13 protein-coding genes are annotated in these 13,544 nt (G+C 65.0%); 5 read left to right on the plus strand and 8 right to left on the minus strand.

All coding sequences use genetic code 11. From position 1 onward, the window contains the following. Window positions 1-38: 38 nt before the first annotated feature. Genes fadD1 through ACWDTF_RS00630 form a run of 4 tightly spaced genes read left to right on the plus strand, consistent with a single transcriptional unit; the run spans window position 39 to window position 4,768 of the window. Window positions 39-1,634: a fatty-acid--CoA ligase FadD1 gene (gene fadD1 / locus ACWDTF_RS00615; protein WP_240860772.1), complete on the plus strand. Its 1,596-nt coding sequence runs from the start codon at window positions 39-41 to the stop codon at window positions 1,632-1,634. Between the two features lies 1 nt (window position 1,635). Next, a complete protein-coding gene (locus ACWDTF_RS00620; protein ID WP_449753837.1) occupies window positions 1,636-2,721 on the plus strand; it encodes a TIGR03857 family LLM class F420-dependent oxidoreductase in 1,086 nt (361 codons plus the stop codon). Beyond that, window positions 2,718-3,755 carry a phosphotransferase gene (locus ACWDTF_RS00625; protein ID WP_449753838.1) on the plus strand — a complete coding sequence of 346 codons (1,038 nt, stop codon included), beginning with the start codon at window positions 2,718-2,720 and terminating at the stop codon, window positions 3,753-3,755. The genes ACWDTF_RS00620 and ACWDTF_RS00625 overlap by 4 nt, the downstream gene beginning before the upstream one ends. Then, window positions 3,752-4,768 carry an NAD-dependent epimerase/dehydratase family protein gene (locus ACWDTF_RS00630; protein WP_449753839.1) on the plus strand — a complete coding sequence of 339 codons (1,017 nt, stop codon included), beginning with the start codon at window positions 3,752-3,754 and terminating at the stop codon, window positions 4,766-4,768. Before ACWDTF_RS00625 ends, ACWDTF_RS00630 begins: the two co-directional genes overlap by 4 nt. Window positions 4,769-4,959: 191 nt before the next feature. On the opposite strand, the gene ACWDTF_RS00635 is transcribed toward ACWDTF_RS00630, so the two are convergent. Genes ACWDTF_RS00635 through ACWDTF_RS00670 form a run of 8 tightly spaced genes read right to left on the minus strand, consistent with a single transcriptional unit; the run spans window position 4,960 to window position 11,902 of the window. Next, on the minus strand, window positions 4,960-5,853 hold the full coding sequence (locus ACWDTF_RS00635; RefSeq protein WP_240860768.1) for an SDR family NAD(P)-dependent oxidoreductase: 894 nt from the start codon (window positions 5,851-5,853) through the stop codon (window positions 4,960-4,962). Then, the gene (locus ACWDTF_RS00640) at window positions 5,853-7,121 is read right to left on the minus strand and encodes a hypothetical protein (RefSeq protein ID WP_355273896.1); all 1,269 of its coding nucleotides are present in this window, start codon (window positions 7,119-7,121) and stop codon (window positions 5,853-5,855) included. The genes ACWDTF_RS00635 and ACWDTF_RS00640 overlap by 1 nt, the downstream gene beginning before the upstream one ends. Window positions 7,122-7,127: 6 nt before the next feature. Further along, a complete protein-coding gene (locus ACWDTF_RS00645; RefSeq protein WP_240860764.1) occupies window positions 7,128-7,670 on the minus strand; it encodes a nuclear transport factor 2 family protein in 543 nt (180 codons plus the stop codon). A 12-nt stretch (window positions 7,671-7,682) separates the two neighbouring features. Continuing rightward, window positions 7,683-7,877, minus strand: coding sequence for a ferredoxin (locus ACWDTF_RS00650; RefSeq protein WP_240860805.1), 195 nt, complete (start codon window positions 7,875-7,877; stop codon window positions 7,683-7,685). 5 nt (window positions 7,878-7,882) lie between these two features. Further along, the gene (locus tag ACWDTF_RS00655) at window positions 7,883-9,253 is read right to left on the minus strand and encodes a cytochrome P450 (RefSeq protein ID WP_355273899.1); all 1,371 of its coding nucleotides are present in this window, start codon (window positions 9,251-9,253) and stop codon (window positions 7,883-7,885) included. Next, entirely contained in the window at window positions 9,250-10,077 is an 828-nt protein-coding gene (locus ACWDTF_RS00660) for an SDR family oxidoreductase (protein WP_433256226.1), read from the minus strand. The genes ACWDTF_RS00655 and ACWDTF_RS00660 overlap by 4 nt, the downstream gene beginning before the upstream one ends. Then, window positions 10,077-11,321, minus strand: a complete 1,245-nt coding sequence (locus ACWDTF_RS00665) for a cytochrome P450 (RefSeq protein WP_240860757.1) — start codon at window positions 11,319-11,321, stop codon at window positions 10,077-10,079. The genes ACWDTF_RS00660 and ACWDTF_RS00665 overlap by 1 nt, the downstream gene beginning before the upstream one ends. Further along, window positions 11,321-11,902: a TetR/AcrR family transcriptional regulator gene (locus ACWDTF_RS00670; RefSeq protein ID WP_240860755.1), complete on the minus strand. Its 582-nt coding sequence runs from the start codon at window positions 11,900-11,902 to the stop codon at window positions 11,321-11,323. Before ACWDTF_RS00670 ends, ACWDTF_RS00665 begins: the two co-directional genes overlap by 1 nt. An 81-nt stretch (window positions 11,903-11,983) precedes the next feature. On the opposite strand from ACWDTF_RS00670, the gene ACWDTF_RS00675 reads away from it, so the two are divergent. Beyond that, the gene (locus ACWDTF_RS00675; RefSeq protein WP_355273903.1) at window positions 11,984-13,450 is read left to right on the plus strand and encodes an aldehyde dehydrogenase; all 1,467 of its coding nucleotides are present in this window, start codon (window positions 11,984-11,986) and stop codon (window positions 13,448-13,450) included. The last annotated feature ends 94 nt before the right edge of the window (window positions 13,451-13,544 follow it).

Consider the following 13,544-nt stretch of genomic DNA (forward strand, 5'->3'; position numbering starts at 1 on the left):
GTACACACGAATCGAGAACACGTTCTAGATTTGGCCGCATGGCCGACACAGTCACCCAGCTTCTCCATGCCCGCGCCGACGACGACAACCTCGCCATCACCTACGACGGCGGCACGTGGTCGTGGCGCGAGTACATCGCCGACGCCCAGCGCATGGCTGCAACCGTCCTTGCCGCTGCCGACACGGGTCGGCCGATGCATGTCGGCGTACTGCTGGGGAACACTCCGGACATGCTCATCGCCCTTGCCGCGGGAGCGCTCGGCGGCTATGTGACGGTCGGGGTCAACAACACCCGACGTGGCGACGGTCTCGCGGCCGACATCAAGCGCGCGGATTGTCAGATCCTGATCACCGACGCCGAGCATCGACCGCTGCTCGACGGCCTCGACCTGCCCGATGTCACGATCTTCGACACCTCGTCGTCGCAGTGGGCCGATCTGCTCGCCGATGCCACAGACCTGACGCCGCATTCGATACCGACGGCGACCGACACCTTCATGCTCATCTTCACGTCCGGCACCAGTGGCAACCCCAAGCCGGTTCAGTTCGCGCACATGATGATTCCGTTCGCCGGCCCGGTTCTGGTGGACAAGTACAGCGTCGGTCCCGGCGACGTCTGTTACCTGTCGATGCCACTGTTCCACTCGGCCGCACTCATGGGCGGCTACTGCGTCGCACTGTGCGGTGGCGCCGCGATGGCTCCCGCCAAGTTCTCCGCGTCGACCTTCCTGTCCGACATCCGGCGGTACAACGCCACCTACATGAACTACGTCGGCAAACCACTCGCCTACATCCTCGCCACGCCCGAGCAGGCCGACGACGCCGACAACTCGCTGCGGGTCGCATTCGGTAACGAGGCCACCGACCGCGACATCGACGAGTTCTCCCGGCGTTTCGGCTGCACCGTCTGGGACGGCTTCGGCTCAACCGAACTCGCCATCATCATCACCCGCGAACCGGGCACGCCGCACGGGTCGATCGGCAAGGGCTTCCCGAATGTCGCGGTGTACAACTCCGCGACCGGAATAGAGTGTCCGCGAGCAGAATTCGATGCCAACGGCGCTCTGGCGAATGCCGACGAGGCGATCGGCGAACTCGTCAACATCGACGGCGGCGGCATGTTCATGGGCTACTACAACGACGCCGGTGCGACGCAGGAACGCCTGCGCGACGGCAAGTACTGGTCCGGCGACCTCGCGTACAAGGATGCCGACGACTGGATCTATCTCGCCGGACGTACCGGCGACTGGATGCGCGTCGACGGCGAGAACCTGGCCGCCGGCCCGATCGAGCGAATCCTGTTGCGTATCCCCGAGATCAACCGTGTGGCCGTGTACGCTGTCCCCGACGAGCACGTCGGCGACGCGATCATGGCTGCGGTGGTCCTGCAGGACGACGCCGACTTCGATCCGGACCACTTCGCCGCGCAACTCGCCGACCAGGCCGACCTGTCCCCCAAGGCGTGGCCGCGCTTTGTCCGCATCGCCGACGACCTCCCCACCACCGCGACCAACAAGATCCTCAAACGTGCGTTGAAGACCGAGGGCGTCACCGCGGGCGACGGCACCCTGTGGGTCCGCGAACCCCGTTCGCGCACTTACCGTTCGGCGGTCACTGCCGGCAATCCGGCCTGACATGACCGGACCTCTGGCCGAACTGGGCTACTACGCACTCTCCCGCCACCCGGTGACCCCGGCCGAGCTCGTCGCCGAAGCGCGCATCGCCGACGAGATCGGACTGGGGACCGCGTTCGTCTCCGAACGGTTCAACATCAAGGATGCGCCGACGCTGTGTGGCGCGTTGGCAGCAGCGACAGATCAACTCGGAATCGCCACCGCGGCAACCAATCACAACACGCGACATCCCATCATCACCGCAACGATGGGCGCGACGATGGGTGAACTCTCGCAGGGGAGATTCGCGCTCGGCCTGGGCCGAGGCATCGCCGCGCAGTGGCAGATCCTCGGCATCCCCGACGTGACCGGTGCACAACTCTCCGACATGTCCGCGGTACTGCGTCGTTTGTGGTCTGGGGAGATGGTGATCGGGCACGACGGTCCGATCGGCTCCTACCCGCTACTGCACCTCGGGGTGAAGCTCGACGCCCCACCGCCGATCATGCTGGTGACGATGAGTCGTCGAACCCTGGAGCTCGCCGGTCAGATGGCCGATGGCGTTGTGCTGCACACCTTTCTGAGCGCCGATGCGACTCGGCGCGCCGTGGGCCACGTCCGCGCCGCCGCGCAGCGAGCCGGGCGTGACCCCGCGTCGATCCGCATCTGGTCGGTCCTCGCCACCGCCACCGACGACCTCGACGAAAACGACCGGATGCGCCGGCTATACGGGCGGTTGGCGACCTATCTGCAGGGCTACCCGGGCCCGCTGATGGCCGCGAACGGTTGGTCGGATGCCGATCTCGAACGTGTCCGTGCCACCGCGGCTTTCACCAACGCCCGCGGACCGATCGACGCGACCGCGACCGTCGACGAGCTCGCGGAGCTGGCCGACGCCATCCCCGATGCCTGGGTGTCCGATTCGGCGATCGGCGACGCCCATGGTGCGGCACGATCCGTGGCTGCCCAATTCGATCTCGACGTCGACTCGGTGATCCTGCACGGCGCGACCCCGACCGAACTGACGCCGGTCGTCGACGCTTACCGGCAGATCCGACCGGAGACGACGCGAAAACTGCCCACGAATCCCGGAAGGATGACTCCGTGAGCGCGATACCCACCGCCGCAGACGATCTCACCGCCGAGCGGCTCACCGACATCCTGCGCAGCGCCGACCATGACGCCGAAGTCACGTCGGTCTCGGCCGAACCGGTGGGCACTGGGCAGATGGCCGGGTCGTATCGGATCCGCCTGACCTACGCCGAGGCCTCCCCCACGCTGCCCGACACCATGATCGCCAAGATGGCCACCGGGCCACAAGATCAGCGTGACTTCGCCTGTGGAGCATTCCGCAACGAGGTCGGATTCTACCAGGACCTCGCGAGCACCTTTCGGGTGCCGGTGCCACGGCACTTCGGTTCGGTCATCTCACCTACCGGCGCCGAGTTCGTGCTGTTGCTTGAAGACATGGCCGACGCGCGTCAGGGCGATCAGATCGCCGGATGCACACCGGCGCAGGCGGAATCGGTGGCGATCGCGGTCGCCGGCCTCCACGGCCCACGATGGAACGACGCCGACCTCATCGACCGTTTCCCACTGCCCACCGACGACGACCGGGCACTCATGGAGTCCGTGCTCGAACCGATGGCCCAGGTCTACCGCGACCGATTCGCACCGGTCGGCATCGACGACGGCGCAGTGGAGTGGCTGGTGGCGCAGGCGGGCGACTGGCTGGTCACACCGCAACGCAGCGTCGCCCTCGTCCACGGCGACCTGCGCATCGACAACGTCCTGTTCGGCGCCGACGACACCGTCACCATCATCGACTGGCAGACCATCGTTTCCGGTAACCCACTGCGCGACATAGCCTTTCTCTTGAGCACGAGCCTCACGGTCGACGATCGACGTGCGCACGAACGCCGGATCGTCGCCGCATACCATGACGCGCTCCTGTCACACGGGGTGTCGGGATACTCGCCCGAGGAATGCTGGGACGACTACGTCGCCAACCTCATCCAGGGACCGCTGATCGTGGTATTCGGCTCTGCGGCAGCCCAACCGACCCCGCGCGGCGACACGATGTTCGAGACAATGCTGCATCGCAGCGCAACGGCGATCGACGACCTGGTGGCGAGCCGATGAAGCTCGTCATCGGTGGCAACGGATTTCTCGGGTCGCATCTGGTCCGACAGTTGTTGGCTGACGGTTCCGACGTCCGCGTGTTCACGAGGCCGACAAGCGATCTGCGCGGACTCGCGGATCTCGACTTCGAGCACGTGACCGGCGATCTGTTCGACACCTCCTCGATCAGGAGCGCAATGCAGGGCTGCCGCACTGTCTTCTACTGCGCGGTCGATACCCGAGCATGGCTCTCGGACCCGGCTCCGCTGTTCCGCACCAACGTCGAGGCCATTCGCAACGTTCTCGACGTGGCCACCACATCCGGACTCGATTCCTTCACCTATACGAGCACCATGGCGACGATCGGTCGTCATCCCGGCCGGATCGTCGATGAGACAGACGACTTCAACTGGGACGACTCCGCGACCGACTACGTCAGATCGCGCGTTGCCGGCGAACGGCTGGCCCTCGGCTATGCCCACGACGGCCGAGTTCCGGTCGTGGCAGCATGTGTCTCCAACACCTATGGCTCAGGCGACTGGCAGCCCACTCCACACGGGTCATTCGTGGCGGCGGCCGCATTGGGCAAGATGCCCTTCGGAGTTCGTGGCATGAAGGCCGAGGCCGTCGCCGTGGACGACGCCGCCACGGCGTTGACTTCCGCCGCCGATCGGGGACGACCGGGCGAACGCTACATCGTGTCCGAGCGTTTCATCGATCTCGGCGAGGTGATCACCACCGCAGCTCGAGCGGCCGACGTACCCCCACCGCGCCTCGTGCTGGGCAAGGCCGCGTTGTACGGAGCCGGCGCGGTCGGCACCGCCCGCGCTCGGATCACCGGCCGCTCGCAGCGCCTGAAGATCGACACCGTCCGGTTGATGCACCACATGTCGCAGATGAGCCACGCGAAGGCTGAGACCGAACTGAGCTGGCACCCACGCCCGGTCACCGACGCCATCGCCGATGGTGCCCGATTCTGGCTGGAGCGCAAGCGCAACCGTACTGAGGCCAAGGAGTCGCCTTCCGCCGGCTGAGGCATTGCCCTGAGGAGCGAGCTTGCGAGCGGCTTTTCTACCGATGGCTGAGGTGCGAGCGAAGCGAGCCTCGAAGCCCCCCTGGTGAGATGACATTCGTTGTCTCACCAGCCCTTCGAGGCTCTCGGCTGGCGCCTCGAGCACCTCAGGGAGCGGAAGGAGTCGGTTGTGCGATGCCTGATCGACGCACGTCACCCGAGCAACTCGGCCAGTTCCTCGAGGCTGTACGGCGCGCTGTCCTGGTGGTCGCGGTAGGCGACGAAGCTGGCCTGTTGCGGTTCGAATCTGCCGATGAATCCGCCTGATGCGCTGAAGATCTGGCCGGAGATGTGGTCGGCCGCGTCGCCGGCAAGGAAGGTGTACAGCGGTGCGACGTACTCGGGCGGTGCCGGGTCGAGCGCGGCGTCACGAGTGAGTTCGTCGAGGATGCCTCGCTCGTGCAGACTCTCGATGTGGCGCACGTAATCGTCGCCACTGGACAATCGCGATTTCGCCCCCGGCATCACGACATTGATCCGCACCCCGTGTGGTGCGAGGTCGGAGTTGGCCGCGAGCGCCAATGCGTTCACGCCACCCTTGGCCGCCGGATAGCCACTGCCGCCGAATAATCCGAGGGAAGCGGCCGATCCGGTGAGCACGATGGACCCCGACCGTTGTTCGGCGAACACCCGGCCCGCTGCCTGCGTGATGTGGAAGGCGCTCATCAGGTGGGCGTCGATCTGCTCGCGGAAGTCTGCGGTGTCGATGGTGAGGATCGTCGATCCGGCCGGTTCGGCAATGCCGGCACAGTTGATGGCGATGTCGAGCGCCCCGAACTCCGAGAGCGCGGTGTCGACCATCTGTTGTGCGACACCGTCATCGCCCGCGGATCCGCAGACCCCGACCGCATACCCGCCACCACCGCGGATCTCGGCCACCGTGTCGTCGACCGCACTCTTGTCCCGGCCGTTGACGACCAGCGAAACACCCTGCCCCGACAGCGCATACGCGACGGCCAGACCGATCCCGCGGGTGGCGCCGGACACGATGGCCACCCGCCCGGACAGTCGGGCGGTCACCGGTGGTCTCCCCTCACCGCCCGGCATCAGGCCGAACTGCCCACGGGCGTGATGGGTATCGACCGTCCACGATCGGTGAACTCGAACGTCGAGCCGGAACTGAAACGTGCGATGGCCACCTCACCAGACTCCTTGTGCGCACGCTCCCCTACACGGAAGCGCACCTCGAGTCCGGCGTCGGTCTGCGTGGAGTCGGCGATCTCCCAGTGCTCGTCGACGGCGGTCGCGATCGCCTGCAGCGGTTCCAGATGGTCACTGTCGATCAGGCTGAGCCAGCCACCGTCGTCCACCGCGGCCGACGAAGACGGAATGGTGACCACCACGTCGTCGCCATCGGCCCGGACTGTGACACCCGTGTACTGAACGGGCCCGAGGCACGGATGCAGGGCTATGACCGACGCGAGACCGGCGGCGTCGCGCGGCAGATCCAGTGCCTGCCGTAGCCGGTCGGCGGCCAGGCCGGCGATCCCGGTGAGCTGCTTACCGTAGATCTCCCGCGCCTGTTCCTCGGTCTCGGCCTGGCGCCGAACACTCCACAGGAATCCGAGAGCCAGCAATTGATGTTGCAAGGCAACCTCTTCGGCGATCCGGACCAAGGCCGTATGCGACCACTCACGGAACTGGATGTCCTCGAACAACGGACCCCGGTAGTCGACGAAACCGTCCGTGGCCGACTCGTCGATCGGCGACAGGGCCACCGAACCCGCTTGGGTCGTGAACATGTCGACGGCGTCGGCCGGCAACGGCAGTTCGTCGCGATCCGGTTCTATGGTCACCGTCCACGCGCAGTGCGGATGTCGATCCGCCGGCCGCCGCGGCGGACGATGGATCGGGCGAATACGCGCACGACGGTTGGTCGCGATCGCGGTGGCGTCGAAGGTCGGGTCCTCGATGTCGTGACACATGGTGGTCACGTAGTCGTCGCCCATCGGCTCGACGTCCATCAGCGCGCCACAGTGATTCAGCACGAACGAGCCGTGGTAGCGGTCCTCGATCTCGTAGCGGAAATCCATGAACTGCGGCGGCGCACCGATGTCGAGCTGGAGGCATTTGAACATGTCCTCCACGCCGTCACCGTCGATACCCAGCGCCGCGCGCATGCGGTAGGTGTACACCGGGCTCGCGGCCATCCACTCCTCGATGGCCACCTGACCCATCACATCCCGTCCGAAGGCGCTGATGAGATGGGCCATGCCGCTGCGGTCGATCATCTGACCCGAGAGCAGGAGCTCGGGCACCAGGGTGGCGAGCTGAGGTTGACTCAGACCTGGGTAGGTCGGGGCTGTTTGAGTCACGTCAGGTCACCAGAACGCGACGGGCGCCTTGCCGAACGGATACCAGCCGGGCTGATCGCCGGTGGCCTTCTCGATCCGCTTGAGCATGCCGTCGCTCATCGCGTTGTTCTTCAGCATCTCGATGAACAGTGCCGATACGTTTCCATAGTCGAAAAAGTCTCGCTGCCACGAGAACTGGAAGTTGCCGCCGTACTTGAACCAGCTTCCCTGGATACCTTCGAGCGCGTATTGGGTTCCGTCCTCACGCTTGCCCTCGTACACCTGCTTCCACAGGCCGATCATGGATCCGGTCTGGTCGTCGATGACCCATTCCTGGTAGGGATACTCCCAACCTTCGAGGCCTTCCATTTCCTGGCCGAGTGCGATATCGCGGATCTCGTCCCGACCGACGGCCATGAAGTCCTTGTCCGGACCGTAGTTCCACCCGTAGGTGGCGTCCTCGGTGTAGAACTCCGCCAACGGTTTCCAGTCGCCGGCCTTCTCGGCCTCGATGTTGGCCGCGAGCCAGCGCTCTTTCATCTCTTCCAGTTCGGCACGATCAAAAGGCATTGTCACTCCACTTCATTCGTTCTCGATGATTCGCAAGGCCTGGGTCGGGCAGTAGTGCACGCCTGCCTCGACCTCCTCGCGCTGACTTTCGTCGGGATGGTCGTTGAGGATCTCCACGTGGTCGGAATGTGCCTCGAAGACGTCGGGGGCCTCCATCTCGCACATACCGTGTCCTTGGCAGATGTCGAGATCGACCTCGATGCGCATGGCCGTCATGCTCCTGCACCTGCGGGAGCGTCGGTACGACGACGATACTTCACGCGGCACGGCTGCTGGAGCTGAACGACCATCTTGGAGTGGTCGTTTCGGTAGGACTCCGACGGCTGGAGCATCTCGAACTCGTAGTTCTGGAAGAGCACCGAGAAGATCGCCTTGAGCTGCATGATCGCGAATTGTGCACCCACACAACGGTGCCGGCCGGCACCGAACGGAATCCACGTCCACCGGTTCACCAGATCCTCTTGGCGCGGCTTCACGTAACGGTCGGGATCGAAGGAGTCCGGATTCGGGAAGTCCTCGGGCAGCCGGTTGGACACCGCCGGCGAGACAGCGATGGTCTGGCCTGCCTTCACCTCGAAGTCCTCGATGTGAAAGTCGTGCTGTACCAAGCGCATCAGGATGATCAACGGAGGGTGCAGTCGCAGAGCCTCCTTGAGCGCGTTCTCGAGCAGCGGCATCTGCCTGGTGTGGGCAAACGTGTACTCCGGTCGTTCGCCGGCCGGTGTGTCACCGTAGATCTCGTCGAGTTCGTCGTAGACCCGCTTCATGTAGTCGGGGTTGCGCAGCAATTCGATCAGTGTCCACGCCGCCGTTCCCTGCGTGGTGTGATGGCCCGCGAACATCATCGAGATGAACATGCCGGTGATGGTGTTGGCATCGAACCCGACCTGGATCAGGATGTCCATCAGATCGCGATCTTCTTTGTCTTCAACAGGATTCGCGACCCGCTCGTCCATCACGCCCTGGATGAACTCGACGAGCTCGGCGCGCGCGGAATCGCGCTTGCGGAAGCTCTCGATGTCGGCGTGCATGTCGACATAGGCGATAGGGTCGGTGCCCTTCTCCAAGTCGTGGAACAGCTCGGACACATGCTTGTTGAGCTGTTCGCGGAACTTCCGGCCGATCAGGCAGGCCGACGACGTGTACAGAGTCAGCTCACCGAAGAACTCCAGCAGGTCGATCTCACCTTCGTCGCCCCAGCCGGCGATGATGCGTTCCACCTCGTTGGGGATGGTGACCGCGTGCTGCTTCATGTGCGGGCCCTTGAGGGCCGAGTTGTGAATCGCCTTGGACCGCTCCTCCGGGCTGGCGTCGAACACCACGCCCTCGCCGAACACCGGAGTCATGAACGGATAGGCGGCGGCCTGGTCGAGGTCTTCCTCGGGCGCACGGAAGAACTCCTCGTTGGCCAGCGCGCCGGAGACGAGGATTACTTCGCGGTCGGCGAGCTGGAACTGGCCGACGTCGCCGCATTCCTCCCGGACCCGCCAAAACAGCGAGATCGGGTCGGTCGCCAGCTCGTCGAGGTGGCCGTGTTCTCCGTCACCGCCGGAGACACGTTTGGGCTTGGTGAGTGCGGTCATGAGCCGGCTCCGTTCGGTGTTGTCGAATCCTGGGTTTTCTGTTCGCGTTTCGCTCGCGGAATGGCGCCTTCGGCCTCGACCTCGACGGAACGCATGTGCGCACCCCGGGGCATCGTGACCATCGCGACAACGGCTTGCGCAATATGTTCTGGTGCAAGGAAATTGCCGTGTCGGGCCAGCCCGTGTTTGATCCAGTCGTTGAGCATGTCCTCGGTGTCCTTGGGGTCGAGGTTCATACCCATCCCGGTCAGGGTCTGACCCGGACGAACCACCCCCGCGCGCACTCCGGTGCCCTCGAGTTCGAGTTGGATGGTCGCGACCAGTCCGTCGATCCCCGACTTCGCGGCGACATACGCCGACGACCACGGACGCGGACGAATGGCGACGTCGGAACCGATGAACACGAAATCGCCACGCGTGCGGTCGATCATGCCACCGATCACGGCCCGGTAGATGCGGTAGGCGCCGGTGAGGTGGATGTTGATCTGCGCGGCGAATTCCTCGGGCAACGTGTCGTAGGAGAGGCCCACGGCCAGGTCGCCGGCGCCCGCCACCACGATCTCCAAGGAGCCGAGTGCGGCTTCCGCCTTGGCGACACAATCGAGCACGGACTGCTCGTCGGTCACATCGAGCGGAACCGCCACTGCCTCACCACCGTTGGCGGTGATCTTGTCTGCCAACTCCTGCAGCTTCTCCACCCGACGGGCCGCCAGCGCAACCGGATATCCGGCTGCGGCAAGCCATTCGGCCGTCGCGGCGCCGATACCCGACGACGCGCCGGCGACCAGGACCGGACGACGGTCGGGATGAGGAATGTAGGCCATCAGCGCACCTGCACTTTCACCGGAAGCTCCGCAAACCCACGTACGTTCACCGAATGCACGCGCACCGCGTTCTCGATGTCGATGTCGACCGATTTGATTGTCTTGACCACCTCGGCGAGGCCGACGTTGGACTCAAGCCGGGCGAGATGCGCACCGAGGCAGAAGTGTGCGCCCATACCGAAACTCATCAGGGCCTGGCTGCAGTCCCGCCCGATCTGATAGCGGTCGGCGTCGGCACCGAAGACATCTTCATCGCGGTTGGCCGAGCCGACGAGCAGGAGCACACGATGCCCCTCGGGAATCACGAGATCGCCGTAGGGCGCATCCTGAACGACGCGTCGCAGCACCATCTGAGTCGAGTTGTCATAGCGCAGCGTCTCCTCGGTCCAGTCCGGCACGAGAGCCTGATCGGCGAGCACCTTGGCGAGTTCATCGGGATTCTGCCAGCCCCAATACAGCGCGTTGGCAAGCAGTTTGGTGGTCGTCTCGTTCCCGGCCACCACCATCAGCACCATGAAGCCGACGATCTCGTCCTCGGTCAGCTTGGTGTTCTCGCCGGTCTCGTCGTCCTTGATCTCGGCCTCGATCAGCGCCGACACCAGATCCTCGCCCGGGTTCTTGCGCCGGTCGGCAATCAGCGCCGAATAGTACTTGTGCAGTTCGAGATACGCATAGATCGCGGCTTCCGGGATGTCGAGGACACCCTCTTCGCGGTGTAGCAACAGATCCGACTGGTGCCGTAGATGCGCGCGGTCGGCAACCGGCACTCCGAGCAACTCCGAGACCACATCCATCGGCAGCAGACCGGCAAAGTCTGCGACGTAGTCGAACTCGCCCTTCTCGAGGCAGATATTCCAATGCTGCTGCGTCAGTTGCTCGATGCGTTCGGAGAGCTCGTTGACGCGGCGCGGCGTGAACCCCTTGGACACCAGCTTGCGAATACGCATGTGCTTGGGATCGTCCATCGCGAGAAACGACATCGACTTGTGTGCGTCGGGACCGTAGGACGACGGATCCATCGACACGCCCCAGCTGTTCGACAGGCGCACCGTGTCGCGGAAACCGGCCCGCACATCTTCGTGGCGCGCCAACGCCCAGAAGTCCATGTCGGCGTTGTAGTACACCGGCGCTTCGTTGCGTAGCCGAAGGTAGGTCGGATACGGATCCTCGTGGAAGTCATAGGCATAGGGATCGAACGGGAGGCGTTTCTCCATCCCGTCGGTCCCGAGGGTGATCTCGGTCATCACTTCTCCATCAGTAGATGTGCGGCTGCGACAAGACGTTCGGAAGTCTGCTCGTAGGTCATGTGCCCCATGCCGGCGTGCACGAGGCCGCCGGCGTAGATCATTTCCAGCGCGTCGAGCAGCGGGCCAGGATTCTCCGGGTCCACTTCGAGTGCTTCGGCCAGCCGTACGCGGATGAACCCACCGATGCGGAGGCGCAGGTGCTCGACGTCGGGGTCGGTGCCCAGCAGCGCCATGGTCACCGCACCGCCGAGTTGCCCTTCGCCGGCCACCACCATCGACACCTCGCGCAGCACCTGCGCGACGCGCTCGGTATGGGTCGCGGTGGGGTCCGGCTCGGAGACCCCGGCAGACAGTCGGCGCCAGAACACCTCCGCCACCAGGTGGCTCTTCGACGAGAAGTAGGTGTAGGCGGTCGCGGGCGCCACCCCGGCCAACTTGGCCACCGACCGGACGGTGAGTCCGTCGAATCCGTCCTGGTTGAGGATGTCGACGGCTGCATCGGTGAGCTTGGTGACCGTCTCCGCCTGCTGCTGTGTCAGGCGCCGACGAGTGGATTCCTGAGATACGGGACTGGACATGTGAGCGAGGCTACACTAGGTTTGATCACGAGTCCAGACACCTGTCCAGATGGTAGTTCAGTCACTATGGGAGCCCAGACCATGGCACTACGCCCCGCATCCGCGTCGGATCTGTTGATCGACGGCAAACTAACCCCAGGCCAGGGTGGTGTCTTCGACATCGTCAACCCGGCAACCGAAGAGGTCATCGGCCAGGCCGCAGACGGCACCGCCGACGACATGTCCGCGGCGATCGCCGCAGCACGCAACGCCTTCGACAACACCGACTGGTCGCGCGATCACGCGCTGCGTGCGCGGTGCCTCCGCCAGTTGCGCGACGCCCTGCTCGGGCACGCCGACGAGTTCCGGGCGCTGGCCACCGAGGAGATCGGGTGCCCGGCCTTCCTCACCGGTGGGCCGCAGTTCGAGGGTCCCGTCAACGATCTGGGCTACTTCGCCGATCTCGCCGACAACTTCGCCTGGACCGAGGACCTCGGCAACGCCAAGCCGATGGGCCTGAAGAATCATCGCGAGATCCGACGCGAGGCCGTGGGGGTCGTCGGTGCGATCACCCCGTGGAACTTTCCTCATCAGATCAACTTCGCCAAGATCGGTCCGGCACTGGCCGCCGGCTGCACCGTGGTGCTCAAACCCGCACCCGACACCCCGTGGGCCGCCGCTCTCGTCGGCAAGGTGATCGCCGAGGAGACCGACTTCCCGCCCGGCGTCATCAACATCGTGACCTCCAGCGACCACGCCGTCGGCGCACAGTTGTCGACCGATCCCCGAGTGGACATCGTGTCCTTCACCGGGTCGACGGCGACGGGCAAGAAGGTGATGGCCGCCGCGTCGGAGTCACTGAAGAAGGTCTTCCTGGAACTCGGCGGCAAGTCGGCGTTCATCGTCCTCGACGACGCCGATCTCGGCGGGGCCTGCGCGATGGCCGCCTTCGCGGTGGTCACCCATGCCGGCCAGGGCTGCGCGATCACCACGCGTCTGGTGGTTCCGCGCGAGAAGCTCGACGACGCCATCACGGCAACCCGAGATGCCCTGGCGGGCTTGCCTGCCGGTGATCCCACCGACGGCGGCACCATTTGCGGTCCGCTCATCTCGGCGGTCCAGCGCGAGCGCGTCGAGTCCTACATCGCGCTCGCGAAGGAAGAGGGCGGCACCATCGAAATCGGCGGCGGCCGTCCCGCCGACAAGGAGAAGGGATTCTTCGTCGAGCCCACTCTGATCTCGGGTCTCGACAACTCCGCGCGCGTCGCCCAGGAGGAGATCTTCGGGCCGGTGCTGGTGATCATCCCCCACGACGGCGACGACGACGCGATCCGCATCGCCAACGACTCCCCCTACGGACTATCAGGCATGGTCTACGGCACCGACGAAGACCGAATCAACAAGGTGGTCAACGGTGTTCGCACCGGGACCATGGGCATCAACGGCGGCATCTGGTACTCGGCCGACGTCCCGTTCGGCGGCTACAAGCAATCCGGCATCGGCCGCGAGATGGGTGTCGCCGGTTTCGAGGAATACCTCGAGACCAAGGCCGTCGCCCGCCCCGCTTAGCAATCACCCCACCCACCACGCTGGTCGAGCCGACACCGAGCCCCTGGGCGAGGCGTCGCGTCGAGACCACCACGCAACCCCACAACAAGAAAGC

The organism is Gordonia sp. NPDC003422 (assembly GCF_053588675.1).